Source organism: Pseudomonas sp. HLS-6, from assembly GCF_002753995.1.
Taxonomy (GTDB): Bacteria; Pseudomonadota; Gammaproteobacteria; order Pseudomonadales; family Pseudomonadaceae; genus Aquipseudomonas; species Aquipseudomonas defluvii.
Genome location: NZ_CP024478.1, coordinates 2494379 through 2518144, shown reverse-complemented (window position 1 = coordinate 2518144; position 23766 = coordinate 2494379). Strand labels below are relative to the sequence as shown.

The following is a 23766-nucleotide window of genomic DNA, read 5'->3' as shown; positions in this document are numbered from 1 at the left end:
GTATTTAGCTGTGGCCGCAATAACACAATTCAAAGTAGCTGAGGATATTGACAGGCCCGATCGCATTAACGGTCGGGCCTGTATTTACGCTTGTCTGACGATATCGACCGAGATTTCCACCGCCGGAGTCGCGCCTCTGTTCTCAAGCCAGTGGGTGGTGTTCCTGTCCTCGGGCCACCCTACTCCCGGCCCGTAGTCCGTGGCGACACCATTGCGATGGTCAGTGATCGTGCCTTGCAAGATATAAACGGTACCTGGCCTGTCTTTATGGCTGTGCATCGGGCCGAAGACGCCTCCGGGTTCGATAGTCACCAGGCGCATTCTCAGTTGGCGCCCTGCCATGCCGGCGATCTCAGGGCCAAGGTCAAGCGTTGCAAGTAACTTCACCGTCACACCGTGTGTCTCAGGTGCTTCCTGTTCGTTGCTCATCGCGCGGTCCTCTCTGTGATCCCCCACTGCTCAACAATAGGATGTTTCGGTACCTCAGGCTACGGCAGGCTCACTTGGCGAGGCGACCGGTCATATGGACTACGTGCAGGCTGTGCGGACGGTCGCCGAGGAAACACCGAGAAAATGACCGACCGCCTCAAGCACGGCTTCAGGTGCCTCCCGATGGGGGACATGGTGGCAATCATCCACGATCAAATACTGACCCGTGGATGTCGTCAGTTTTGCGATACGCATCGGATGCAGCGTCGACCCGTACTCATCGTACTGGCCATGGATGGCAAGCAGTGGGCAATGGAGTGCGTCAATCGTGCGCTCAATAGTCCACGCCCTGAAGGCCTGGGAGAGCCATGTACGGGTCCAGGCGGACAACACCCACGCTGCTTTGTCGCCGTGATACTTCTCAAGCCGCGCCATCTGCTCCGGCTGTTCGAATTGCACCTCGGCCGTTCGAATGCCTTGCAACGTCAGGTCCTCGACGAACGCCTGCGCCGACAGGGTAATCAACCCCATGCACACCGGTGCATACAAGGACGCACAGCTCGCCGCCATGGCGCCGCCAACGCTGTGGCCCAGGGCAATAAAACGATCGATCTTCAACGCGGCCCGGAGGTGCGCAAAAAAACACTCAGCTTCGTCTCGGATAAAGTGCAGCGGTAATAGCCCGGGGTAAGCGTCCGACTGCCCGAAGCCGAGCCGGTCATAGGCAATGACCTCATGCCCGGTTGCCTGGCACAGCCGCTGGGGGAAATCCCGCCACAGCTCGACGCAACCAAGGGAGTCATGGAAAAGAATGATCGGTGGCTTTTGCGTGTTGCTTGATATGCTCAAAGGCAACCAGCGACGACAAAACAGTCGCCCGTATGGCGTATCGATCCAGCAGGTTTCGGTACTGATAGACAGTGGCATGCAAGGCCTCGGTAGACAGTTCAGCGCGCAGGCAGACGACACAGAGTACCAGTCGCAAGTACAACGATCAGCACGACAGATAAAAAGCCAGGCGCTTCTACTGACCGCCGCCCCAGGTGCTAGTCGTGATCAACAGTGACCTCCTTCCAACTGTCATCTGGATCAAAGCGCTTCATCGACTGTGCCAATTTGTCACCAGCAGGCCCCAGGTCTTTCTCGAACACCTGCCCTTCATGACTGATCATGAAACTCATCACCCCGGTGTCAGCATACTTCGCCGGCCAGGCGATCAGTGCGAAGCCACGGCTCATTTTGTCACCGATGAGGTAGCTGTAGGCGCCGCCAGGTGCCGAAGGACCTTGGCCATCCAGAATCCTAAAGCGGTAACCATGCCAGTCTTCACCGGCAATGGTTTTGCCGAACAGCGGCCCCAACGGGCTGATCTGACCGCTGTCGTCGTCCGCCCAGTAGAGGCCATCATGCTTGCCGGGAGTGCTGAAGATTTTCTGCGCATATTCGAGTGCGCCGTCACCATCACGGTCGACTGATGCATAGTCCATCTGGGCGTCGTGATAGGTCAGCACCGATTGCAGCGCAGCGAGTTCGTTGCGGCCAATTCGACGTGCACGGATTTCGGCACTACCGGCCTTGATGTCGAAACGCCAACCATCCTGGCCTTTTATCAGGGGTATGGGCAGTGTCCAGTGGTCACTGCCCACTGAAAGAAGCGCCTTGTTATCGCCAGTTTTTTCAATGCGGTGTTGTTCATGGTATTGCTGCAAAAACGCATCCACATCACCGCGTTGAACACCTTCGCGCGGAATGAAACTGCGCCATTCCTCACCGAGCAACTCGGTTAGACGTACCTGATCGGCGTGCTGCGTCCCCACGGCTTCGACGAACGCTTGAGCGGCCTTTTCAGGCGTTGAAAATGCCTGCTGTGCGGCGGCAATGCACGAACATGCCACGCTGGCGGTTATCACCAAGGCATGAGGGCACAGGCCCATGAGTGCCGTTACTCGAGGAATGTTTTTCAACGTCGCCCTCCCCTTTGACGCGCAGGTGGATTGGACGGCCGACTGATCGGGTTGCCGGCTGATCGCGAGGCACTGGGGCGCTGGGCGGATACCTGGCTGGTACGACCGCGACTGGCTTGTGCGTCAGCCTGGGACGGCGAGCGAGCTCCGGCAAATACATTGTTGCGGGCACTGCCGGTGCTGGCGGATGGCCGTTTTTGCGCAGCCTGGCGTGCCTGCAACTCGCCCTGGCCACGTTCCTGGGTGGCATTCCTGGGTGGCTGACTCTCCCGAGTGTTTCTGGCTGTACCTTGGCCCCTGTCAGACGACTTCAGCCTGTCGTTACCTGCTTGCAACCGATTGTTGTCCGAGGCGCCGGGCTGAGCTGCATTCGCGCGATCACGGGCTTCGCGGTTGCTGGTGGCCGGTCGTTCCATACCGTACTTGTCCATGGAACCCCGGGCCTTCTCACGGGCCTGGGCTCGCTGTGCATTGTCACCACGATAGGCCTCACGCTGATTGGCACCGTTCAGTTGCCGGCCGTACTGTTCGCGGCTCCTGCTGTCTCGGTAGGGAACGCCATCGCGATGAACGGCGTTGTGCTGCCACTTGTTCTGATTTTGAGTGATTTGGTTGTTTCGATTGATGGTGTTGTAGCGATTGACGTCGATATCAATGTCGTTATTACCCCAGTCACAATCGCCCCACAGCGAGCCGATAATCGCCACACCGGTACCAAATGCCAGCCCAGCCAGCAATGCCGAGCCGGGGTAATAGGCAGGCGGCGGTGGGTAGTACACCGGAGGTGACGCGGGATAGGCCCAGGTGCCATAGGTGGTTGTCGGGTTATAACTGGGTACGTACACCACCTGCGGATCGGAAGGCTGGATGATGATGGTCGAGGTACTGCTAGCGGGGGCGGAGGTCGCATTCGTGGGGGCCGGGGCCGTAGCAGCCTGAACCGTCACATTCTGATATTGGTTGCTCTGAAGGTTGCCTGCTGCTTGCGCCTGATGACGCAAGCGTTGCACGCCGCCCATGACATCGTCGGGTTGCGCCAGGAAGGCATCGCCCAGGCGCTGTACCCAGACGGGATCTTGGCCCAGCGTTGCCAGAACCTGCGGGAACGCGACCAGAGCCTGCACGCTAGGGTCCCACGGCTGGTTCGCCACTTGCTTGACCGCATCATCACCCTTGGCGTCCGGGTGTGCTTTGGACCAGGTTACCGCTTCGGCGACCTCCCCGGGGTACGTGGTGGCCATCAGCACCTGTGCCAGCAGCGGGTCCGGGTAAAGCGCAATGGGCGCGAGCATTTGATCCAGCTGTTCCTGGGTAAACACGGCATCTTTGGCCGCCGCCGTGACAGCCGCTGTATCGGCAGTGTTTGCGCTCTCGGTCGCATCCAGTGGTTGCGCCAAGCAGGAAAACCCGGTCAAGAAGAGTGCAGCGGACACCGCGTAAAACAATGGAATGCGCATTGCACCTCCAATGTGGTCAGGCAGGCTTGCAACAAGTGGGTCAATGCCAGGGAGGCGAAGGCCGACTCTGCACGCTGCAGACCTCCATCTCGATGCCGTTCGTTAATGGTAGCAAACGTATAGCGTTGGCCACTCATTCACTGCAACGCATGGGGGGGCAGACGCTTACGGTCTAATTGAGTCTTGGTCGGACTCAGCAGCCAGCTCCAGCTTCAATCGATCAGCCTTGCTCACATATTTAGGCTTGTTCTTCGGTGCCAGTTTGGCACTCGCCTTTTTGGCATGAGCCTTTAACAACTGGTTTATTTTTTTACGACGGTTCATTTGTGTCTGCTCAGCATTCAATTTGGCGAATGATATCAGCTTGGAATATTCAACCCGAAGCCCTGATAACATCCCTTGTTCATGCGTAACGACTCGATCAGCCTGAGTGCCGCGTTAGCCAACACTGACTGCGTGACGGCGTATTAGTCGAATGTTGAGGGGCGCAGGCAACCGAGCGCCATGGCCACCAGGCTATCGAGTAACGCCGGGGATTCGAGCTGGTTCGGCATGTCCTCCAGTACGGACCGGATGACGCTGCGCAGTCCCTGCCCGAGCAAGTAAGCCGCCAAAGCAGGGTGCTCGGTAGCGATCTCATCCTGGTAAAGGTGCAGGAGCGGCAGCCATGTCGCTTCGATGAACTCTCCCGCCGTGTGATAAGGGCCGCGCCACATTCCCAGGTGCAAGGCCGAGTGATAACGCAAGTGAAACGCCTGGTTCAATTTGAACAGACGTGTTTCGACCCGAATGATATTGGCCAGAATTACCCGCAGCGCCGACTTCAAGGGCACGCCAACCAACCTTTCGCGCAGCCTCAATAATGCCTCGGATTCCTCATCGAGTACTCGCTCGTACAGCAAGGCGACGATCGCGTCCTTGTTGGGGAAATACTGGTAGATCGACCCAACTGCGACCCCTGATATTTCCGCGATGCGCGCGACGGTCAGCGCTGCCTCGCCTGCTTCATCCAGAATCTGCAGGCACGCCTGCTCCACAGCATCGACCAGTGCGCGAGAGCGTGATTGAGTCGGACGCTTGCGTAACGCAGGAAGCTGCTCCGGCTTAGACGTTGGGGCCATCGTGGTTTCATCGCCTCTCTTGCTCATGAAAACCCGAGTGCTGCGTTTATCGCCGCACCACGATTTATATATTTATCCATTTAAATCAATCACTTAACTTCAAATTCCAGGGCTTCCGGAATGCGAATATCTCAACGTTGGCGACGTGAGTATGATCATTTTCGTCGATCAGACAACGTCTAAACGCAGCGTGATACGGCCCATAAGATCGGATATTCCAACCCTACCGGGAGATTGCCTATGTCTTCATCGTTCAGCGTCCAGCCTCTTGGCCCAAACCTGGGTGCCGAGGTGCTTGATCTAGATCCCGCTTCAATCGTTTTGCCGGAAACGCTGGCGGCGCTTGAGGCGCTACTTGTAAAACATGAAGCCATAGTGCTGCACGTCCCTGGGCTAAGGCCCGAGCAACATTTGGCAATGGCACGGTACTTCGGTGAGCCTGAAGTTCACACCTTCTATCCCAACCTGGGCGAAGGTTTTGAACAGATCACCGTGATCGACTCCAAGCTGGGCGACCGCGCCGATATGTGGCACCACGATGAGAGCTTTCTGCCAAGCCCACCTATCGTCACCATGACACACGCTCAGATCTTGCCGCCGTGTGGCGGCGACACCTGCTGGATCAGCATGACCACGGCTTACGACGAGTTGTCCGAGCGCATGAAGCGTTACCTTGAAGGCCTTGGCGCCTGGCACGACATGAACGGGCCAATGACGGCCGCATTGCGCCAGAACGTTGTCACGCATGATCGCTATGTCGAGGTCATCAACATGAACCGTCGACACCTGCATCCGCTGGTTATTCAGCACCCGGTATCAGGTCGCAAGGCGTTGTATCTGAGCCCGACCTACACCACCCATATCGACGGCCTGGCCACCCAGGAAAGCGATGCGATCCTTGCCTACCTGAATGCACATTGCCAACACGTTAAGTTCGGCTTCCGCCATCGCTGGCGAGTGGGTGACATGGTGCTCTGGGACAACCGCAGCGTGCTCCACAACGCCATCCTGGACTATCAACCGCATCAACGGCGCATGCAGCGTACCTCGGTATTCGCTCGCGGGCCTTTCCACGCGTAACTCTCAAGGAAACAGCCATGCTGAAGGATGAACTGAACTACGATTTGCTGACCCGTTACATACCCAGGCCAGGTCGCTATGCGCTGCTGCCTGAATTGACTCCGCGCCAGAGCGTGGCGCTACTTTGCCGGGTGTTATCTCGCGAAGGCTATAACGACCACATCGCCGGTCACATCACCGTTCGCCAGGACGATGGCACTTACCTGGCCAACCCTTGGGAACTCACCTGGGGAGAAGTGACCGCCTCGGATATCGTGCGCCTCGATCAGGAAGGCAAGGTGATCGAGGGGGAATGGAACATCACGCCGGCCATCAATCTGCATATGGATGTGCACGTAGCCCGTCATGATGTGGGCGTGGTGATCCATAACCATCCGCGATGGGGATCGGTGTGGTCGGCGGCCGGACGAATTCCGCCGATTTACGACCAGACATCCGCGTTGGTTGACACTGACCCGGTACTCTATGACGAGTATCGAGGCACGGTGGAAGACACTGCATTGGGCCGAGCTGTCGTCGACGCACTGGGGACGCAAAAATGGGCGCTGCTCGCAAACCACGGCGTACTGGTGGTGGCCAATGGCATTCGCCAGGCGCACTTGCGCGCTATCACATTGGAGTGGCGCAGCCGTCTGGCCTGGCATGTCGAAACGCTAGGTGGCGGCTCACCATTGCCCGCTAGTGTCGCTCTCGCAACCGGAACGCGCACCGATACGAACGGCTTCCCGTTCCTGTGGGAGGCCATGGCACGCGAGGAAATCCGGCGCGATCCAGGCGTTCTTGAGTAAGCCTCTCTCAGCCAGGTCGGAACGGCTGTCAGAGCGTACGACTGACCGAAACCTCCAGACGCATCACGCCCCGAACGCGCGGAGCAGAGTTGTTGTGTCTGGACCACCAACAAACCCGCCTGAGTGGTGAGCCCCCTACTGAAACGTCTTTCTTTCAGATTTACGCGAGTAAAAGCTCGACCTCCACCATTGCTTGAGGCGCTGGCTGAGTGGCTGGTTGTCTTGCTTTAACTGGCCACTCAGCTTTTCAAGCCCGCTCTCGTTGCCTTGTCCAGGCCAGCTTTATGTTCTCAACGCTTGGTACAAACCTGGACATATGCCGTATTCCCACAACCGGTACCCTCCGCCCTGCGATGGTAGCGGTGAACCCGTACGTCGCACGGTAGGAAGACGAATCGACATGGTCCAATGCCTCACCGTTGCCGAATGCCTCCCACATGATCCTCGCGGCGGACGGGCTCCCCAACCCATTGCTGTACGCGATGATCAGTTCTGGTTCAGCGAGCGACATCGTCACCCGTTGGAAAAACTGCATTGATTTGCGTGTCAGTGACTCCAGGCTCGCAGCAGAGGATCCTAGCGCAACTTTTTGTATCGATGCGGCATCTTTGGAGCACATCAACAGTGCATTGGTGTAAATGGTATCGCGCCACTCAAAACCCAGTGCGGTGGGTAACTCTGTCAGGCGCCGAGCCAGGGTTTTCGGCCCCCAACCGCCATCAAGGCCATAGGCAACATTGGAAAATTCAGGCTGATCGTAACCTGCACCTATTGAACCGGCGTTGGTGTGGACGGCATCGGCAAGAGAGCCGTTAAAGCCGACCATGATCAGACGCTTGCGGCTTGGTGGTGCCGCGAGCAACTCGAAAGCGCAGTCGAAGGGGCGTGCGTTGTAATCTCCAATGGCCAGGTCGCCAAGTGCTTCAAGAATAAAATTGCGGGTTTGCAGAAGCATGACCTCGTCCTTTTGGCATAGCGGCCCATTGACATTATTGAGCCTTAACATGATTGAACAGGGTCTCAGCGAGACCGTCCACCTAGCGCAAGAGGTCAGCGGTCAGATTTTCCAGGAGCATCACCATGACCAAGATAGTCCCCGATCCCCCGCACACCAACATCCTGAAAACCACCGCCTGCGCCACGTTCGGTTCCTGCGAAGACAGTCACGATCCGCTGTTCAGTGTTCGCGCCGGGCTCAACGTCGAAGACGTGCTGATCCACCTCACCATCCTGCTACGCTCCGCCTACGCCACCAACGAACAGGCCTGTCAGGTGGTCGACAGCGAAACCCGTCATCTGCTCTGGTCCACGCGCACGGCCGTTGATATGGCTCAAGGGCTGGCGCAGGCGTTACTCGGAGGCATGGAGGCCGACCGGTCAAGGCCGGAAGCACGCTAGCGGTGTATGCGGGTAGTGGCATAGCGCCCTGCCCGCTTGGTGTTCATGGCCGCCAATCAACTCACAGACGTGGCGGCACCGTTGGTGGGGTCCCCCTCACAAAGCATCTGTTTGAGGCGTTCACGCTCCTGTACGCCCGGCAGCACACCCGAGGTCAAAGCCTCCAGCACCGTGACGCCTTCTGCGTTGAGTATTATCACCTCGGCCTTTGCCTGCCCCCGCTCGTTGATGTCAGTGATGCGCCAATGGCACGTGATCTGTTCGCCTGGGTAAACCGGGCGTTTGAACTCGAATTGCATCCCTGTCGCCAGCCAACCAATCTGCCCGCCGATTTCAGTGAGCAGGCTGGCCGTCAGAAGACCGTGGGAAATGGGCGCCTTGAACCTGCGCAGTTCGGCATAGCAGGCATCGCAGTGAACCGGATTGTAGTCCCGAGATATCTGTGCGAACTGACGAACATCGTCCTCTGAGAAACAGCGGGATACTGTAAAGCAGTCGCCGACCTGAAGACCTTCAGCAGCACGTTCTCTCGGGCTTTTCATGTGGGGTTCCTTGGCTACTGATAGTCGGCGGTTAAAACGTATGCTCGGGGCCGGGAAATGTTCCTGCCTCTACCTCACCTGCAAAGTCCCTTGCCGCGGTGTGAAGGATCGAACGTAGATCGGCGTACTGCTTGACGAACCGCGGCAGCCGCCCCGTGCGCAGCCCGGCCATGTCTTGCCAGACCAGCACTTGGGCATCGCATTGGTTACCCGCGCCGATCCCGACAGTAGGAATCGAAACAGCTGCAGTGATCGCGCCACCCACGTCCCCCGGCACCATCTCGATCAAGATAGCGAACGCGCCCACGGCTTCAAAGGCTTTGGCACTGTCGATCAGTCGCTGTGCATCTTCGCCACGACCCTGTACGCGGTATCCACCTAATTGATGTTCCAGTTGTGGAGTAAAACCGATATGCGCCATGACGGGGATACCCGAGCTGGCAAGCTTCTCAACCTGCGGCAGCACCTCGATACCGCCCTCGAGTTTGACAGCGTGCGCACCGGCTTCCTTCATGAACCTGACCGCAGTGTTAAAGCACTGCTCCACCGAAGCCTGGTAAGCACCAAAAGGCAGATCCGCAATCACTAGTGCTCGCTGTGTCGAGCGAGTTACCGCGCGTACCAGCGGGATAAGTTCATCAACGGTTACCGATAGGGTGTTCTCATTGCCATAGACATTGTTCCCGGCAGAATCCCCCACCAGAAGGACAGGTATCCCGGCCTCTTCAAAGATAGCGGCGCTGTACATGTCATACGCAGTGAGCATCGCCCACTTCTGGCCGTCAACTTTCATCTGTTTCAGGTGTGAAATTCTGACGCGGGTCGCCTGTTGGGCACGAGGGGCACTGCCATAAGGTGAAGGCTGGTCGCTCATCGGGTGTCGCCTCGCTGAAATAGAATTAACCGGACAGCTGCCCGGCGAGCAGCACTACCGCGATGATGATCATGGTTGCACCAGAGAGCCGGCTGATGAGGTGCGCTGCAGCCGGGCGCGCCCGAAGAACGGCTTGTGAACCAAACCCGACCAGCAGATAGATCACACCGCAACTCAAGGCGTGTATGAGCCCCAGCGCAATGATCTGCATGGGAACGGGCCATGGCGCGGTGACATCCGTGAATTGAGGCAAGAGTGCCAGGAACAGCAGGAACACTTTCGGGTTCAGCCCGCTCACGCAAAGCCCCTTGATTGCCCAGCGCGACCAGGAGCCCGATGCCTGACGGGCATCAGCGTGCGGTGTAGCCGGATGGGCAAGCATATTGATGCCCAACCAAAGCAGATAAGCGCTCCCGGCAACGGTCAGTGCCGACAGGGCTACCGGGTGGCTGGCAACCAGCGTGCCGACACCGCCTGCCACAATCACGGTTGCAATCAAGTGGCCAGACAGCAGCCCGGCCACCGCAGGTATGACGACACGCCCCTTCAGGCCCGCCGAAATCGCATACGCCCAATCCGCGCCGGGCGTGATAATGAACAGAATCGACACAGCCCAGAATGCAACGACCACACTGAACGTCATCGGGCCACCCGCCCCTGCTGCTTACTCATCATCATCTGCATCGCCTCACTCCGTGAATCAAACGCCGCCCTCATCTGGTCGCCAGAAAAGTGCAGCCGTTAAGGGTGCGAGGAAGATTAGTGAAATCTTGCTAGAATTTTCTTTCGAATATCATCATGTACGTGCCGCTAACCGGGAGATTCTTCTACATGGACAGAACTGATCGGAAGATTCTTGCTGAGCTTCAAAAAGATGGTCGTCTATCGGTCACCGAACTGGCCGAGCGCGTGGGCCTGAGCCTTTCCCCGTGCCATCGGCGTGTACGGGCACTGGAAGAGTCTGGCGTGTTGCTGGGTTATCGCGCACAGCTGAATCCCGGCGCACTGGGCCTGAATTTTTCTGCCATGGTGTTTGTAACGCTCCGAGAGGGCGACAGGCGCGCCGTCGAGGCGTTCGAGACGGCGCTGATTGACATTCCCCAGGTGGTCGACGCTCAGCGACTGTTTGGCGAGCCGGACTACCTGCTTCAGGTCATCACTCAGGACCTGCCGGCCTTCCAGCGGCTCTACGATGAAAGCCTTTCGACACTGCCCAATGTGCAGCGGCTGACCTCCACCCTGGTAATGAAGCAAGTCATCCAGAACAGGCTTCTTCCTTTGTGATGGCGCAAGCCTGGCAGACAGGCACCGGCTCGAAGCCATGCCCGACGTGCTCTGCCGAACCTGCACAGGTGACCACAGATCAGCCATCCGTTGAACATCCATCCGTTGTAAAGCCCCAGCGTCCGAGGCTTAATCGCTGCAACTGCGATCTACACAACCTCATGCACTGACGAGAACAAAGGGCAGAACATGACCGTCAATGAAATGATCGACAACGGGTGCGAAAACCATCCTTTGCTCGCCGAATTGATCCGTCTTGAACCAACCACCTGGTTCAATCCGGCGCTGGCACCGACAGCACAGGCGCTGGGTGATGTGCCGCTGAACGTCGCCGATGTCGGCGACGCCGCCTCCCGGCTTGAACGCTTTGCGGCATTTATCCAATCAGCCTTCCCCGAGACACAGGCCAGTGACGGCATCATCGAATCGCCGCTGCTGCCGCTGGCCCAGCTCCAGGCTGCTTTGTGCGCGGAGCAACAGCTGCCGATGCAAGGCCGACTATGGCTGAAGGCCGATAACCTGCTGCCGATCTCTGGCTCGATCAAGGCCCGGGGCGGTATCTATGAAGTACTCAAGCACGCTGAGGACCTGGCCTTGGCCGGCGGCTTGCTTCAACCCGGCGACAGCTACAGCACACTGGACAGCGATGAAGCCCGGGCCTTTTTTGCCCAGTACAGTATCGCGGTCGGCTCCACCGGCAACCTGGGCTTGTCGATTGGCATCATGAGCGCACGCCTGGGGTTCAAGGCCACCGTGCATATGTCCGCCGATGCCCGGCAATGGAAGAAAGACCGGCTGCGCGCTTGCGGGGTCGAGGTGATCGAATACGCCTCCGACTACAGTGTGGCGGTGGAGCAAGGCCGCAAACAGGCCGAGATGGACGCAAAATGCCATTTTGTCGACGACGAAAATTCTCTGAACCTGTTCCTCGGCTACGCCGTGGCCGCACGCCGGCTGCAACGCCAGCTTGACGCCGCAGGCATCACGGTAGATCAGGCGCACCCACTGTTTGTCTACCTGCCTTGCGGTGTCGGTGGTGGCCCTGGCGGAGTGGCGTTCGGTCTCAAGCAGGTTTTCGGTGATGCGGTGCACTGCGTGTTTGCTGAACCGACGCACTCGCCCTGCATGCTGCTGGGGGTTTACACCGGGTTGCACGATGCGGTCAGCGTCTACGACGTCGGCATCGACAACCGCACCGCCGCCGATGGCCTGGCAGTGGCCAGGCCATCAGGCTTTGTCGGGCGCGCCATGCAGCGCTTGATCGACGGTTACTACACCGTCACCGATGACGAACTCTACCGCCTGCTGGCCCTGATGGAGGCTACCGAAGGCCTGAAGCTGGAGCCCTCGGCACTGGCCGGGCTGCCCGGTTTCCTGCGGGTGTTGCAGGAGCAACAAGGCTACAGGGCACGCCTGGGGCTGGATGACCCACGTATGGCCAAGGCGACGCACATCATGTGGGGCACCGGCGGCAGCATGGTCCCGGACGAAGAAATGGACGCCTACCTGAGCCGGGGCCGTACACTACTGGCTGGACACTAGCCCTTGATCGCAGCGCCGTGGCCACAGGTTATTCGTCTACCCCAACCGCGAAGCCATGCCCCAGCGTGTACAGGTGCTGATTGACTAGCTCAAGCAGTGTGCCGACGAACCCGTGCAGCCTTGACTCAGGCGCCCTTCAGCAACCGCTCAACCTGGGCCAGTTCCCAGGTACTGAGCAAACTGACCGGGTCGGTACGTTGCCAACTGTCGCAGGCCCCTACACGACCATCCGGGCTCTGACCACGCAGGCAGTGGTGCAGGCTGTTGCCGCTGAAGTCGAGCGTCAGTTGCCACCCTTCAATGGCAACCTCCAACAGGCCATGCCCAGACGGCTGGTCAAGGCGCTGCAAGGGTCGAATGCCCAAGGCGGCGTCTCGCAAGCATTGGTACACCTCTCGGGCAGTCAAGGCGGTCATCAGTTCACACTCGGCAGGTGCATGGGCGCTACTCGCTATTTTCCAGAGAGGTACACGGTTGTTGCTTGATCTACCTAGCGGCGGCCAGGATGTTACCGTATTGACGACTGACGCTGCATGCAAGGACGACGCGCACCCGCGCGCCGATTAACTTAAGGGCAGGCACAAGGAGAGATGAGTGCATGTATTTGAAACGCCGAGGCTGATTGGGCGGCATCTATCACAGCACGATCTACCCGCGCTGGCAGCAATGCTGAGCGACCCTGAGGTGATGAGGTATTCGGTGCGCGGGGTATGTAACGAGCAGGCCACCCGGCGTTTTATTGAATGGTGCCAGGCCTGCTACGCCTCGCTCGGCATAGGCCCATGGGCCTTGGTCGAAAAAGCCACGAATGACCTCGTCGGATTTTGTGGCGTTGGGCCAGAAGTGATTGATGGCGCAGAAGAGGCCAATCTGGGGTATCGCCTGGCCAGAAGGTACTGGAACCAAGGGCTTGCCTGCGAAGCGAGCAACGCTGTTGTTGATGACGTTTTTGCTCGAAAACAACTGGCGTCTGTCGTTGTAGTCATCGAACCGGAGCACATCGCCTCGTTGAGGGTGGCTGAAAAAACCGGCTTTACGACATTCGAGTTACGCGAGTTTCATGGCCGGCTAGTGCGCATGTACCGCTTGAGTCGTGAGAACTGGATGAGTTTGCGGCACGGCGCACGCCAGCACCAGGACGGGTAAGGGCAAGCCCCTACCCGTCCAACACTGCGCCTTGGCCCACTTGGCGCAGCGGCTGGCCGCAATCAGATGCGGAAGGTTCCGACCAGATGCTTGAGGCGGTTGGCTTCGCGCTCCAGATCGTTGCAGGCGCGCAAGGTCGCTTGCAGGTTCTCGACACCGTCCTGGTTGAGGGTATTGATCTCGTTGATGTCCAGGTTGAGCGCCTCGATCACCGACGTCTGCTCTTCTGTCGCCGTGGCCACGGACTGGTTCATATTGTCGATTTCACCAATACGTTCGGTGACAACCCCAAGGCTGGAGCCGGCCTGGTTGGCGATCAAGACGCTACTTTCGCTGTCGCGTTGGCTTTCTACCATCGTTTCTACCGACTGCTTGGAACCAACCTGCAACTCCTCGATCATGTGCTGGATTTCCTGCGCCGAGCTTCGTGTGCGATGGGCAAGGTTGCGCACTTCATCGGCGACCACAGCGAAGCCGCGCCCGGCTTCACCGGCACGCGCTGCCTCAATGGCGGCGTTGAGTGCCAGCAGGTTGGTCTGGTCGGAAATACTCTGGATGACCTCAAGAATCTGCCCGATGTCGACCGTCTTGCCGTTCAGCGCCTCGATGTTGCCACACGAGTCACTGATCCTGGCGGACAGCTGGTTCATCGTCTTGATGGTGGCGTCCACAATGCTCTGGCCTTCTTCCGCCCGCGCCCGCGCATCGCTGGCCTGGTGTGCAGCCTCTGCCGCATTGCGTGCGATTTCCTGGGCAGCAGCACCCAGTTCATTGATGGCCGCAGCCACGCTATTGGTACGGCTGGCTTGTTCGTCGGAATTGAGCATCGACGAATTGGAAGCCGTGACCACTTGGGTCGCCACATCGCTCAGATGGAAAGCCGACGACGACACTTCGCGGATAGAGGCATGAATGCGCTCGACAAACTGGTTAAAGGCCGTGGCCAGCTCACCAAATTCGTCCTGAGTATGTACCGTCAGGCGCTTGGTCAGGTCCCCTTCGCCCTTGGCAGTGTCACGCATGGCAACACCCATGGCGTTCAGCGGGCGCATCAGCACGTGGATCAGGACGCCGAGCAACAGCATGATCACAGCGACCGCGACCAGCGTGGTGATGATCGCTGACGTGCGGTACTCGCTGAGCAGCGAGTAGGCCTTGGCTTTATCAACGGACAGTACGATGTACCAGTCAGCCGAAGGCAGGCCGTCGATATGGGCAAAACTGAGAATGCGCGTACCGTTCTGGTTGCTCGCCTCGCTGAAGTTGTCGCCGATACGTGGCGTATTGTGAGGGTACACATCCTTCAGGTTCTTCATGACCAGGCTCTTGTCTGGGTGAACCAGAATCCGGCCATCACTGCTCACGAGGAACGCGTAACCCAAGCCATTGAAGTTCAGCGAATTGATGGTGTCATTCAGCACGTTGAGGTTCAGATCGCTGCTCAGCACGCCCGCGCTGCCTGCAGGCGTTGCGATGGCTACGGTCAGCCCGCCGGTGACCACGTCGACATAGGGCTCGGTCAGGATGGTGCCTCCAGCCGCCTTGGCGGCCAGGTACCAAGGTCGTGTGCGCGGGTCATAGCCATCAGGCATCTTGCTGTCCGGGCGCATGGTAAAACGGCCGTCAACACTACCCAGGTAGGTGAACACAAAGTTCGACAGCAGCGTTTTTTGTTCCAGCAGGCCAACGACCTCCTCAGGTGCCGGGTTACGGACAATCGACTGGGCGGTGTTTTCCACCAGCAAAATGCGCCCTGCCAGCCAGCTCTGGATGCCCTTGGCAGTGGCGCCGCCAACATCGTTGAGATAGTTCTCCAGGCTCTTGCTGACCGCATCGCGCTGCAACGAGTAACTATAGAGGCTGGATAAGGAGAAAATCATCACCACTACCACAGCGGCAGCGAGCAGAATTTTCTGGCTGAATTTTAGCTGATTGAACATGCACATAATCCTTGGCGGCCACGACGTGTTAAACGCGCTGGCAAAAACTTTATATCCGATGATTTTCAGGCGAGTGGTACTGCGTCGCAGCGTTCATGACGTTAAATCGCCAGGCACACGGCAAACCCTGAATAAGTTGAGCGGTTATGAATGCGGTATGTGAAAGTTACAAACCCGAGGGTTCTTTTTACGATGCCATCCGTGAATACGCTTATAAATAATCTGCTCCTGGGCCGATACGCACACCCTCACAGCTCAGACCTGCACATCGCCAGCGCAGGATAATATCACTTTAATATCGCCACGTAAGCATTTTGACGTCATTTTGCCGACGCCATGTTTAAGCCTTGTGACAGGCCAGGGAAAACCTCTGACAACACCGCGCACAGATTGATAGCCCACTATCCATTCGTCGTATACCGCACGATTTTTTGCTCACAGAGGGTTAACATTAACCACACTAAATCAATGGATTACCGGGTTTTTTAATGTTGTCACGGAAACACTCTGCGCAAGCACTGCCTGTAGACGCACACTTCCTAGCCTTGCTGAATGCCACCGACTGCGCCAAAGCTACTTGGCAAAACACCGTGGAACATCTAAGTACTGTATCCGACGAGGTTTGGCTTTCTAGAATGCAAGAGCTTGATGAACTAGAACGCCAATACCGGACGTGCCAGGACACGCTGTTTCAGCACATCAAGAACACCCTCGAAACTGTCGAATCATAACCACCCTCAGACGTGGAAAAGCCCTTGCCAGAAAGCAAGGGTTTTTTATTTAAAGAGCCCGCTACCCAGCGGCAAGTACTAACGCCTTGCGCGGCCGCTGCGTTGGAACAACACTAACGGGTGACAGGTAACCCGAACCGCCGCCAAAACGAGAACTCCCTGCATGGAAATCAACGCCGACTTCGACCAGCGTATCGTGCTGCACGCAGCACACATGCCCTGGGTAGACTCCCCTATGCAGGGCGTGCAGCGACGAATGCTCGACCGCATCGGTAACGAAGTTGCACGCGCCACCTCCATCGTGCGCTATGCGCCTGACAGCCAGTTCAGCCCTCACACCCATGACGGCGGCGAGGAGTTCATCGTACTGGAGGGTGTGTTCCAGGATGAGCATGGCGACTACCCTGCCGGCACCTATGTGCGCAATCCTCCAACCTCGCGGCACACACCCGGCTCCAGCGATGGTTGCATCATCTTCGTCAAACTCTGGCAGTTCGATCCGGCAGACCGTCATCACTGCGTGATCGACATGAACCACGCAACACTGACACCGGATGCCCAACGCCCGGGTATAGGCGTTATCCCATTGTTCCAGGACAATCACGAAACGGTACGCCTGGAAGTGTGGGTGCAAGGCACGCACATCGAGATGGCATGCCCGGATGGCGCCGAAATGCTGGTGCTGGCCGGTGAGGTGGAGGTTGATGGCGACCTGCTTACAGCCCTGTCGTGGATGCGCCTGCCCAAAGGCGACCATTTGGTCGCCACAGCGGGCGCTGATGGCGCCAGCGTTTGGATAAAAACAGGACATTTACGTCGCATTACTACACCACACAGTGCCTAGCCAGCACACGCCGATCAGCTCCAGGGGTGGCGAGGTGGCTTGACGCCATTGAGCGCATAGTTGCCAACGATGTGGTACTTCCAGCGTACCGGGTCGTGCAGCGTATGCACACGGGCGTTGCGCCAATGACGGTCAAGCCCGTATTCCTCAAGGGTCGACCGGGTACCCGCCAATTCAAACAGGCGGTTGCTGGCCAGGATTGCCACTTCGGTGGTCAGCACCTTGGCTTCGGCGGTGAGCAGCGAGGCCAGCGCCACGTTGTCTTCTGTCGGCTCGCGCAGTGCATGGTCAATCGCATCAGCCGCCAGGTCCAATACCGCATCAGCGGCACGCAAGCGAATCTGCAAATCGCCCACCTGCTGAATGATGTACGGATCATCCGTGGCTTTCTCCAACCCCGAGTCGATCCATGGACGGGTATGCCGGCGCACATAGTCCAGGGTATCGTTGAACGCGCCGCGGGCAAGGCCTGCATCGATGGCAGCCTGGATGAACTGAGAAATGGCACCGCCTGCGGTCGGACGGTCGAACGCCTTCCAGATCGGCACCACCTGCGCGGCAGGTACCCTTACCTGATCGATCAGCACCGTACCGCTGGCGGTGGTGCGCTGACCGAAACTGGACCAGTCGTTCACCACCTTCAGCCCCGGTGCATTGCGTGGCACCACGGCCAGGTGCGGCAAGCCTTCCTCGGTAACCGCGACAATCGGCACCCAGTGCGCCAACAGCGCCCCCGTGGAAAAAAACTTCTGGCCGCTCACCACAAAATCGTCGCCTTCAGCGCTGATACGGGTCTGGAAGTCTGCTACGTGCTTGCTGCCACGCTCGGAGAAGGCATTGCCAAAGCGTGCGCCTGACAGTGCCAGGTCGAAGAAAAAGCGCTTCTGCTGCTCACTGGCGTCAAAGGCGATGTGGGCCAGGATAACGAAGTGGTTCTGCGCCAGTTGGCCCAGTGAGCCGTCCGCCGACGAGATCTGCTTAAAGACTTCACCGACCGTTCGGTAACCGGCGCCCAGCCCACCGTACGCCTTGGGTACCACGATGCTCCATAGCCCGCTCTGGGAGTATGCGTCGAGTTCGGCAACCGGCAGACGCCGCTCGCGATCACGCGCAACGGCCTCACGGGCAAACTCGCTGGCCAGGCGCCGGGCCGTTTCAATGGCCTGCGCTTCACTGGTCAGGCGCTGTGCCGGCGTGCTTGATTCGGTTTGGATAAAGGCGTCGGCCTGCTCGGCCAATGGGGTGTTCAATTCAGTCATGGCGAGTTTCCTTCAAAAACGATAGGCAAGATTGAGGCTGTACACCGTCGGGTCGACATCGACGCTGCCGACCTTCTGGCCGTCGATCTTCACGGTGCTGTCGATTTTCGCGTAGCGCACATCGCCGCCGAGGCTCCAGTGGTCATCAATGGCAATATCGAGCCCCGCCTGGAAGGCGGCTCCCCAAGAGTCGGAAAGCTCCAGCTTGGCGCCGTTATCCAGATGCTCGTCGTAGAAATAGGTGTAATTCAGGCCGACACCGACAAAGGGCCGCACACGGGCGTCGGGGGCGAAATGCCACTGCAGCGAGACAATCGGCGGCAATTGCTTGGTGCTGCCAACCTTGCTGCCGTTCAGTTTGATGTCGTGTTTGAACGGCAAGCCGCCCAGTACGTCGATGGCAAGGTTTGGTGTCAGGAAGTACGCCAGGTTGAAGGTCGGGCCGGCATCACTGTCGATATCGACCGTGCCAGGCTGAATGCTGCCAGAGTCGGAGGTTGGGACGATATTGCTGACGCCCAGGCGCACTTGCCAAGGGCTGTCTGCCGCCAGAGCGAGGCCATTCGCCGCCAGCAGCAGCCCCCCCAGGGCGGCATAGCGAAGCCAGTGTATTGACATGCGGTTCTTCCTTGTCGATTTCGATTGGACCTGGGTGCGGGCTAAACACCGCACCGGCTAAGGCACTGTTTCGGTATGTCCGGCGGACAGGCTGCAGGACTATCAGCAGCTTTTGTGCCAATCGTATCCAATTGTTTTTATTGAATATTTTTTCAGGAAGAACACCGCTACTGTTGTTCGCGCAACAGCCCTCATGCAACGCTGTTAGCTACTGGACAGCAGCTTGCGCACATTAGAAGGCGCTGTACCGCACGGGCGCTGAACGAACGGTTCGCCACCTATACTTAACAAGTAGCGTACGGGCGGGGGTTCAGGCATAGCAGAACCCACCCATTCTCGAACCTCTTCTGGGGGACCGCGGTCTTGAATCGACGCGCCCTGACCGTGACCTTGATCATTGCACTGCTGGCGGGAATCCCTGGCTGCGCCTCAAAAGCGCCGGCACCCGAAACGCAAGCGCCCGTGGTGATACCTGAATCCACCTGGCAGCAGGTGGACTGGGAAATTGTCAGTGCTTCGCAGGCAGTCACAGAGTCGGTCAAAGACTACGCACGCCGCTCGATGAAAGCCTGGCGGGACCGCGTCTACCAGCAGACCGAAGCCGACTTCATTCCCTGGTTCACCAGCTACTGGACCCAGCAATGGCTGACCATCAAGGTTGCCTGGTACAAAATGAACGCCGGCAATGACACTGAACCCGGCGAAAAGCGCCTGGCCGCATACCTTCAAGAGCAATATCACGAACGGGTATTGGAGCCGGTCGCCAAGGAGATTGATCCCGATGCGGTCATGCAACAAGCCATCGCGCTGTACGCCCAACTGCTCGGTCCGCAACTTCAGGGTATCGTGCAGCGCTATCGTTTACCGCCCGACCAATTCAACCTGCGGCTCAGCCGTATCCCTGCGATCAGCCTGGGGCCACCCCCTGCCCTCAATGCATCGCTTTACCAGTTGGTCTACACCAACCCTGTCAGCAAACTGCCGGCGTATGCGGCACTGGTAACGCAGGTGCGCACCGCGACGGGCGCAGGTGGCGCAGACCAGGCAGATGCGGTGTTGTCCTCGGTTGCACAACGCACCAGCGAAAAACTGGAGTCCACCCTGCCCGTGCGCGGTGCGGCGAGCGCAACGGCGGCCGCCGTTGGCCGGGTTGCCGGAATGATGATTTCACTGGTAGTGACGGGCGTTGGTGCGCTGATGCATGACAGTGAGCGGCCTGAAATGGTCGAGCAGCTCAGGGTCATATTGAACGTCGCCCTGGACGAAGAATGGGCAACACTGCTGGAAAACCGAGCCTCGGGAGTCATGGCCGGGGTGTATTACCTGGCAGAGCAGATCGAAAGCAGCGTTCGCGCTACCGATGCCCCGCCAGGGCCTTACGAACCGCAACCGTAAGGCCTAGCCTGTCATTAAATCAAACGATACAGGCACTGCGGCTCAACAGGCTCAGTCGTCAGTGAGGAGCAAGCTCCAGCACAATCCGCCCGCCACACGGGCACTCATCCATATGCCGATGCGCGGCGACAAACGCCTCGAACGGATAGACCTTGCTGATCTGGGGTGTCAGCAAGTGGTCGGCGGTGAACTGGTTGATGTCACGCAGTGCACGCTGCAATGCCACATGGTCCTGAACAATGCCCAGCTCCGGCTTGCCGGTGAAGTTGCCAATGCAGTGAACGAAAAACTGAATGTTCTTCTGGAAGGCCGCACACGCCGGGAACGGCGTCTGGTTACCGCCCTGCAAGCCGTACAGCACCAGGCTGCCACGCGGTGCGAGGACATCGCCCAGCAACGACATCTGCGGCCCGCCCAGCCCATCGAGCACCATGTCAACGCCACGGTTTTCGGTGTACTTGTTGATCTGCATGAGCAGGTCCTGCTCTTCAGTGACGATCACCTTCTCGGCACCCAAACCAAGCAGGTAGTCACGCTCACTCGCTTGCTTGGTGGCAGCGATGACCCGAATGCCCAGCGCCTTGCCCAGTTGCACGAAGGCAGGCCCGGCACAGTGGCTGGCATCGGTCACCAGCGCCGTCTGCCCGGCCTTGGCCCTGGCCAGGTCGACATAGGCAAAATAGGCAATCAGCAAGGGCGTGTAATGAACACTGGCCTCGACAGGGCTGAGGACATCGGGGTAGCGCGTCAAGGCATCTCGCGGCAACACAATGACTTCACCGTACACCGGGTGCGTATTGGCGCTGCTGGCCGGAAAGCTGGCGACCTTGTCACCAACGGCGAGGTCATCGACACCCTCACCCACGGCCATGACCACGCCCGCCATCTCATGCCCGATGCCGGCCGGCAGGCGAACCTGAGACGAGGCGAGGTTCTGCCGCCAGAGCACGTCGTACCAACTGACGCCGATCGCCTGGACGCGAATCTGCACCTCGCCGGCAGCCGGGGTCGGCGCTGCCTGCTCTTCGCATTTGAGCACCTCGGCCGGACCGAACTTGTGGAAACGGATCATGCGGGACATCGCAAACCTCGCCAAGTGAATCGCTAATACCCTGAACTCTATCGGGGCTTTCCTGGTTAGGCCATCCGTGGCTATTAATAGTCGACATGCCTGTCATTGATTGAAGGTACTGGCATACGTTCAATTTATTCGGTGCAGGGTAGCAGCCTTTCCCCTTAAGATTCACCCCTGCCCCATCCAGTGAAGCAAAGCGATGAACCGTAACGACCTGCGCCGCGTCGACCTGAACCTGCTGATCGTCTTCGAAACCCTGATGCATGAACGCAGCGTGACCCGTGCAGCGGAGAAACTGTTCCTCGGCCAGCCGGCCATCAGTGCCGCACTGTCGCGCCTGCGCACGCTGTTCGACGACCCGCTGTTCGTTCGCACCGGCCGCAGCATGGAGCCATCGGCACGTGCGGTAGAGATCTTCGCCCTGCTCTCCCCCGCGCTGGACTCCATCTCCACCGCCGTCAGCCGTGCGGCCGACTTTGACCCCGCCACCAGCACGGCGGTCTTTCGCATCGGCCTCTCCGACGACGCCGAGTTTGCCCTGCTGCCGCAACTGCTCAAACGCATTCGCGCCGAAGCACCGGGTATCGTGCTGGTCGTGCGGCGGGTGAACTACATTCTGATGCCGGCCTTGCTCGCCTCGGGCGAGATCTCGGTGGGTGTAAGTTACACCAGTGACCTGCCGGCAAATGCCAAGCGCAAGGTACTGCGGCGCAGCAAACCCAAGCTGCTGCGGGCCGACAGCATGCCGGGCAGCCTCAGCCTGGACGACTTCTGCTGCCGCCCCCATGCACTGGTGTCGTTCGCTGGTGACCTGAGTGGCTTTATCGACGAAGAACTCGCCAAACTCGACCGCAAGCGCCATGTCGTACTGGCCGTGCCACAGTTCAATGGCCTGGGTAGCCTGCTGACCGGCACCGACATCCTGGCCATCGTGCCCGACTACACCGCCGAAGTGCTGACCGCTGCAGGCGGCTTGCGCGCCGAAGAACTGCCGATCGACGTCCGCAGCTTTGAGCTGCACATGGCCTGGCGCGGCGCTCAGGACAACGACCCGGGTGAACGCTGGCTGCGTTCGCGGATTCAGATGTTCTTTGGGGATCCGGATAGCCTTTGACGCTTGCGACAAACCTGTGGGGCCTTATTCATAGGTCGGCCCTGCATCCGCCCGTTCAAGTTAACCATGCTGGCTCTTCTGCCGCGCCATGAGACCAGCCAGTATCGGCTGCTCCAGCAACCACTGCACGATCGCCTGGCTGCCTTCGCTGGTTGATGAAACGCCATGAATGCCATGGCCCGACTCGGCAGCGCCGTCTCGACCATCAGCACCTGTCGGGAATTTTCGCCAATAAACACCTAGATATGAAACAGCGTTTCCTCGCCACCAAGTGGTCCACCGGCCGCAGTGACGCACCAACGATGGACGAGGCAATGGTGGGCTTCGACTGCCGGATCAACGAAATCCGCGGCGCGGGCAGCCACAGCATCCTCTACCCAGTCACTAGGCCAGTCTTGCATGGGCCTGCTGGCACACCGCTCAAGCTGGCGATCTGAGCCAGGGGCGCGCCCAGGAAGGAAGGCGACTCAGCCTTCCTCCAAACGTGCTTCGTTGTCGCGAATGACCTGCACGGTCTGCGGGTCATTCGCAACGGCTTCGAGCAGAGAGCTCAACAGCCCGGGGAAACGGCTCTCCAGGTCTTCGCGGCGAATCGACAGCAGGTTCTCGCGACCATAAGGGCGTTGCCAGATCACACCGCTGTCACGCAGGACACGCCAATGGTGGGTCATGGTCGATTTCGATGCCCCCTTGAGAATGCGCCCACAAGGGTGTTCCTCACCATCGGAAAGTACCTTCAGCACGGTCAGGCGCAACGGATTGCCAAGTGCTGTCAGGACGTTTTCCAGGCGGATCTGTTCAATGCTGGGGTGGTTGGCAGTGTACATGCGATACCTCAATAACCTTACAAGGATCACCGCGTACTGAAGCATGGAAGCGCGTCGGCACAGCGGTTTCCTCGTATTGAACAGGTACGATTCCATGTCGCGCCCTTGGGGGAAAGCAACCTCCCATTGACCTCGGGCCGTCAGCCTATGGCTGCCTGCATCTGGAATCGCGACTGTTTGTTAGTACGAGCAATATAGGACTATACACCAGTTTTGCAGCGCTCCGTGAACCAGACACGGCAAACGTGCTACCGGAGGCCCTTGAGGCGCAACCCATTGTGCCTTGCAAAACAAAGGGTTGAAAACCATGCGAGCGGATGAAGGGATTGTTTCAAGGT

Annotated in this window: 26 protein-coding genes and 1 pseudogene; 10 read left to right on the top strand and 17 right to left on the bottom strand. The window is 58.7% G+C overall.

All coding sequences use genetic code 11. The annotated features are described in order from the left end of the window. Positions 1-84: 84 nt before the first annotated feature. The 6 genes from CS390_RS11960 to CS390_RS11935 form a co-directional block, all read right to left on the bottom strand. A complete protein-coding gene (locus CS390_RS11960) occupies positions 85-429 on the bottom strand; it encodes a cupin domain-containing protein (protein ID WP_099774594.1) in 345 nt (114 codons plus the stop codon). A gap of 99 nt (positions 430-528) precedes the next feature. Then, entirely contained in the window at positions 529-1356 is an 828-nt protein-coding gene (locus tag CS390_RS11955; protein WP_099774592.1) for an alpha/beta fold hydrolase, read from the bottom strand. 119 nt (positions 1357-1475) lie between these two features. Next, complete coding sequence (locus CS390_RS11950; protein ID WP_099774590.1) at positions 1476-2363, bottom strand: DUF2950 domain-containing protein; 888 nt, start codon at positions 2361-2363, stop codon at positions 1476-1478. A gap of 26 nt (positions 2364-2389) precedes the next feature. After that, complete coding sequence (locus CS390_RS11945) at positions 2390-3850, bottom strand: DUF3300 domain-containing protein (RefSeq protein ID WP_099774588.1); 1461 nt, start codon at positions 3848-3850, stop codon at positions 2390-2392. A gap of 165 nt (positions 3851-4015) precedes the next feature. After that, complete coding sequence (locus CS390_RS11940) at positions 4016-4174, bottom strand: DUF2986 domain-containing protein (protein WP_099776657.1); 159 nt, start codon at positions 4172-4174, stop codon at positions 4016-4018. 143 nt (positions 4175-4317) lie between these two features. Next, positions 4318-4998 (bottom strand): TetR/AcrR family transcriptional regulator, encoded by a 681-nt coding sequence (locus tag CS390_RS11935; protein WP_099774586.1) that lies wholly within the window; start codon positions 4996-4998, stop codon positions 4318-4320. Positions 4999-5211: 213 nt separating this feature from the next. On the opposite strand from CS390_RS11935, the gene CS390_RS11930 reads away from it, so the two are divergent. Then, the gene (locus tag CS390_RS11930) at positions 5212-6051 is read left to right on the top strand and encodes a TauD/TfdA family dioxygenase (RefSeq protein WP_099774584.1); all 840 of its coding nucleotides are present in this window, start codon (positions 5212-5214) and stop codon (positions 6049-6051) included. Between the two features lie 17 nt (positions 6052-6068). Further along, the gene (locus CS390_RS11925) at positions 6069-6839 is read left to right on the top strand and encodes a class II aldolase/adducin family protein (protein WP_099774582.1); all 771 of its coding nucleotides are present in this window, start codon (positions 6069-6071) and stop codon (positions 6837-6839) included. Positions 6840-7086: 247 nt separating this feature from the next. On the opposite strand, the gene CS390_RS11920 is transcribed toward CS390_RS11925, so the two are convergent. Continuing rightward, positions 7087-7794, bottom strand: a complete 708-nt coding sequence (locus CS390_RS11920) for a hypothetical protein (RefSeq protein WP_218195300.1) — start codon at positions 7792-7794, stop codon at positions 7087-7089. 125 nt (positions 7795-7919) lie between these two features. On the opposite strand from CS390_RS11920, the gene CS390_RS11915 reads away from it, so the two are divergent. Continuing rightward, the gene (locus CS390_RS11915; RefSeq protein ID WP_099774580.1) at positions 7920-8237 is read left to right on the top strand and encodes a DUF3077 domain-containing protein; all 318 of its coding nucleotides are present in this window, start codon (positions 7920-7922) and stop codon (positions 8235-8237) included. A 56-nt stretch (positions 8238-8293) separates the two neighbouring features. Here CS390_RS11915 and CS390_RS11910 read toward each other — a convergent pair whose 3' ends face one another. From CS390_RS11910 to CS390_RS11900, 3 genes are read right to left on the bottom strand one after another with little or no spacing between them, the layout of a single operon-like run. After that, positions 8294-8779, bottom strand: a complete 486-nt coding sequence (locus tag CS390_RS11910; protein WP_099774578.1) for a MaoC family dehydratase — start codon at positions 8777-8779, stop codon at positions 8294-8296. 31 nt (positions 8780-8810) lie between these two features. Then, positions 8811-9653: a 3-methyl-2-oxobutanoate hydroxymethyltransferase gene (panB, locus tag CS390_RS11905; protein ID WP_099774576.1), complete on the bottom strand. Its 843-nt coding sequence runs from the start codon at positions 9651-9653 to the stop codon at positions 8811-8813. Between the two features lie 25 nt (positions 9654-9678). Beyond that, a complete protein-coding gene (locus CS390_RS11900; protein WP_099774574.1) occupies positions 9679-10296 on the bottom strand; it encodes a LysE family translocator in 618 nt (205 codons plus the stop codon). Between the two features lie 188 nt (positions 10297-10484). On the opposite strand from CS390_RS11900, the gene CS390_RS11895 reads away from it, so the two are divergent. After that, positions 10485-10937, top strand: coding sequence for an Lrp/AsnC family transcriptional regulator (locus CS390_RS11895; RefSeq protein ID WP_065761496.1), 453 nt, complete (start codon positions 10485-10487; stop codon positions 10935-10937). A 189-nt stretch (positions 10938-11126) separates the two neighbouring features. Beyond that, a complete protein-coding gene (locus tag CS390_RS11890) occupies positions 11127-12479 on the top strand; it encodes a D-serine ammonia-lyase (protein ID WP_099774572.1) in 1353 nt (450 codons plus the stop codon). Between the two features lie 125 nt (positions 12480-12604). Here CS390_RS11890 and CS390_RS11885 read toward each other — a convergent pair whose 3' ends face one another. Then, the gene (locus tag CS390_RS11885; protein WP_065761494.1) at positions 12605-12895 is read right to left on the bottom strand and encodes a hypothetical protein; all 291 of its coding nucleotides are present in this window, start codon (positions 12893-12895) and stop codon (positions 12605-12607) included. Between the two features lie 178 nt (positions 12896-13073). Between CS390_RS11885 and CS390_RS11880 the strand changes: the two genes are divergently transcribed. Next, positions 13074-13625: a GNAT family N-acetyltransferase gene (locus CS390_RS11880; RefSeq protein WP_099774570.1), complete on the top strand. Its 552-nt coding sequence runs from the start codon at positions 13074-13076 to the stop codon at positions 13623-13625. A gap of 62 nt (positions 13626-13687) precedes the next feature. Here the strand turns inward: CS390_RS11880 and CS390_RS25665 are convergent, their stop codons facing one another. Together CS390_RS25665 and CS390_RS25660 are read right to left on the bottom strand one after the other, a co-directional pair. After that, a complete protein-coding gene (locus CS390_RS25665) occupies positions 13688-14452 on the bottom strand; it encodes a methyl-accepting chemotaxis protein (RefSeq protein WP_371917239.1) in 765 nt (254 codons plus the stop codon). A 90-nt stretch (positions 14453-14542) separates the two neighbouring features. Beyond that, positions 14543-15505, bottom strand: a pseudogene (locus CS390_RS25660) (cache domain-containing protein); the annotation flags it as partial. Positions 15506-16459: 954 nt separating this feature from the next. On the opposite strand from CS390_RS25660, the gene CS390_RS11865 reads away from it, so the two are divergent. After that, positions 16460-17140 carry a cupin domain-containing protein gene (locus CS390_RS11865; RefSeq protein ID WP_099774566.1) on the top strand — a complete coding sequence of 227 codons (681 nt, stop codon included), beginning with the start codon at positions 16460-16462 and terminating at the stop codon, positions 17138-17140. A 14-nt stretch (positions 17141-17154) separates the two neighbouring features. Here CS390_RS11865 and CS390_RS11860 read toward each other — a convergent pair whose 3' ends face one another. Together CS390_RS11860 and CS390_RS11855 are read right to left on the bottom strand one after the other, a co-directional pair. After that, a complete protein-coding gene (locus CS390_RS11860; protein WP_099774564.1) occupies positions 17155-18399 on the bottom strand; it encodes an SfnB family sulfur acquisition oxidoreductase in 1245 nt (414 codons plus the stop codon). A 12-nt stretch (positions 18400-18411) separates the two neighbouring features. After that, positions 18412-19017: an OmpW family protein gene (locus tag CS390_RS11855; RefSeq protein WP_099774562.1), complete on the bottom strand. Its 606-nt coding sequence runs from the start codon at positions 19015-19017 to the stop codon at positions 18412-18414. Positions 19018-19380: 363 nt separating this feature from the next. Between CS390_RS11855 and CS390_RS11850 the strand changes: the two genes are divergently transcribed. Continuing rightward, positions 19381-20412: a hypothetical protein gene (locus tag CS390_RS11850; RefSeq protein WP_099774560.1), complete on the top strand. Its 1032-nt coding sequence runs from the start codon at positions 19381-19383 to the stop codon at positions 20410-20412. A 58-nt stretch (positions 20413-20470) separates the two neighbouring features. Here CS390_RS11850 and CS390_RS11845 read toward each other — a convergent pair whose 3' ends face one another. Then, entirely contained in the window at positions 20471-21493 is a 1023-nt protein-coding gene (locus CS390_RS11845; RefSeq protein WP_099774558.1) for a zinc-dependent alcohol dehydrogenase family protein, read from the bottom strand. A 193-nt stretch (positions 21494-21686) separates the two neighbouring features. Between CS390_RS11845 and CS390_RS11840 the strand changes: the two genes are divergently transcribed. Together CS390_RS11840 and CS390_RS11835 are read left to right on the top strand one after the other, a co-directional pair. After that, complete coding sequence (locus CS390_RS11840) at positions 21687-22601, top strand: LysR family transcriptional regulator (protein ID WP_099774556.1); 915 nt, start codon at positions 21687-21689, stop codon at positions 22599-22601. 245 nt (positions 22602-22846) lie between these two features. Continuing rightward, entirely contained in the window at positions 22847-23038 is a 192-nt protein-coding gene (locus CS390_RS11835; RefSeq protein ID WP_177442403.1) for a hypothetical protein, read from the top strand. Positions 23039-23068: 30 nt separating this feature from the next. Here CS390_RS11835 and CS390_RS11830 read toward each other — a convergent pair whose 3' ends face one another. Beyond that, a complete protein-coding gene (locus tag CS390_RS11830; protein ID WP_065758978.1) occupies positions 23069-23428 on the bottom strand; it encodes a helix-turn-helix transcriptional regulator in 360 nt (119 codons plus the stop codon). Between the last annotated feature and the right edge of the window lie 338 nt (positions 23429-23766).

What these genes read in the sequence shown, in the direction of transcription:
- CS390_RS11950 (WP_099774590.1), bottom strand. Translation starts at nt 2,363, where the DNA reads ATGGGCCTGTGCCCTCATGCCTTGGTGATAACCGCCAGCGTGGCATGT.
- CS390_RS11885 (WP_065761494.1), bottom strand. Translation starts at nt 12,895, where the DNA reads ATGACCGCCTTGACTGCCCGAGAGGTGTACCAATGCTTGCGAGACGCC.
- CS390_RS11890 (WP_099774572.1), top strand. Translation starts at nt 11,127, where the DNA reads ATGACCGTCAATGAAATGATCGACAACGGGTGCGAAAACCATCCTTTG.
- CS390_RS11895 (WP_065761496.1), top strand. Translation starts at nt 10,485, where the DNA reads ATGGACAGAACTGATCGGAAGATTCTTGCTGAGCTTCAAAAAGATGGT.
- CS390_RS11865 (WP_099774566.1), top strand. Translation starts at nt 16,460, where the DNA reads ATGGAAATCAACGCCGACTTCGACCAGCGTATCGTGCTGCACGCAGCA.
- CS390_RS11855 (WP_099774562.1), bottom strand. Translation starts at nt 19,017, where the DNA reads ATGTCAATACACTGGCTTCGCTATGCCGCCCTGGGGGGGCTGCTGCTG.
- CS390_RS11910 (WP_099774578.1), bottom strand. Translation starts at nt 8,779, where the DNA reads ATGAAAAGCCCGAGAGAACGTGCTGCTGAAGGTCTTCAGGTCGGCGAC.
- CS390_RS25665 (WP_371917239.1), bottom strand. Translation starts at nt 14,452, where the DNA reads ATGCTCAATTCCGACGAACAAGCCAGCCGTACCAATAGCGTGGCTGCG.
- CS390_RS11860 (WP_099774564.1), bottom strand. Translation starts at nt 18,399, where the DNA reads ATGACTGAATTGAACACCCCATTGGCCGAGCAGGCCGACGCCTTTATC.
- CS390_RS11835 (WP_177442403.1), top strand. Translation starts at nt 22,847, where the DNA reads ATGAAACAGCGTTTCCTCGCCACCAAGTGGTCCACCGGCCGCAGTGAC.
- CS390_RS11845 (WP_099774558.1), bottom strand. Translation starts at nt 21,493, where the DNA reads ATGTCCCGCATGATCCGTTTCCACAAGTTCGGTCCGGCCGAGGTGCTC.
- CS390_RS11900 (WP_099774574.1), bottom strand. Translation starts at nt 10,296, where the DNA reads ATGACGTTCAGTGTGGTCGTTGCATTCTGGGCTGTGTCGATTCTGTTC.
- CS390_RS11960 (WP_099774594.1), bottom strand. Translation starts at nt 429, where the DNA reads ATGAGCAACGAACAGGAAGCACCTGAGACACACGGTGTGACGGTGAAG.
- panB (WP_099774576.1), bottom strand. Translation starts at nt 9,653, where the DNA reads ATGAGCGACCAGCCTTCACCTTATGGCAGTGCCCCTCGTGCCCAACAG.
- CS390_RS11930 (WP_099774584.1), top strand. Translation starts at nt 5,212, where the DNA reads ATGTCTTCATCGTTCAGCGTCCAGCCTCTTGGCCCAAACCTGGGTGCC.
- CS390_RS11915 (WP_099774580.1), top strand. Translation starts at nt 7,920, where the DNA reads ATGACCAAGATAGTCCCCGATCCCCCGCACACCAACATCCTGAAAACC.
- CS390_RS11935 (WP_099774586.1), bottom strand. Translation starts at nt 4,998, where the DNA reads ATGAGCAAGAGAGGCGATGAAACCACGATGGCCCCAACGTCTAAGCCG.
- CS390_RS11940 (WP_099776657.1), bottom strand. Translation starts at nt 4,174, where the DNA reads ATGAACCGTCGTAAAAAAATAAACCAGTTGTTAAAGGCTCATGCCAAA.
- CS390_RS11945 (WP_099774588.1), bottom strand. Translation starts at nt 3,850, where the DNA reads ATGCGCATTCCATTGTTTTACGCGGTGTCCGCTGCACTCTTCTTGACC.
- CS390_RS11925 (WP_099774582.1), top strand. Translation starts at nt 6,069, where the DNA reads ATGCTGAAGGATGAACTGAACTACGATTTGCTGACCCGTTACATACCC.
- CS390_RS11840 (WP_099774556.1), top strand. Translation starts at nt 21,687, where the DNA reads ATGAACCGTAACGACCTGCGCCGCGTCGACCTGAACCTGCTGATCGTC.
- CS390_RS11920 (WP_218195300.1), bottom strand. Translation starts at nt 7,794, where the DNA reads ATGCTTCTGCAAACCCGCAATTTTATTCTTGAAGCACTTGGCGACCTG.
- CS390_RS11830 (WP_065758978.1), bottom strand. Translation starts at nt 23,428, where the DNA reads ATGTACACTGCCAACCACCCCAGCATTGAACAGATCCGCCTGGAAAAC.
- CS390_RS11955 (WP_099774592.1), bottom strand. Translation starts at nt 1,356, where the DNA reads ATGCCACTGTCTATCAGTACCGAAACCTGCTGGATCGATACGCCATAC.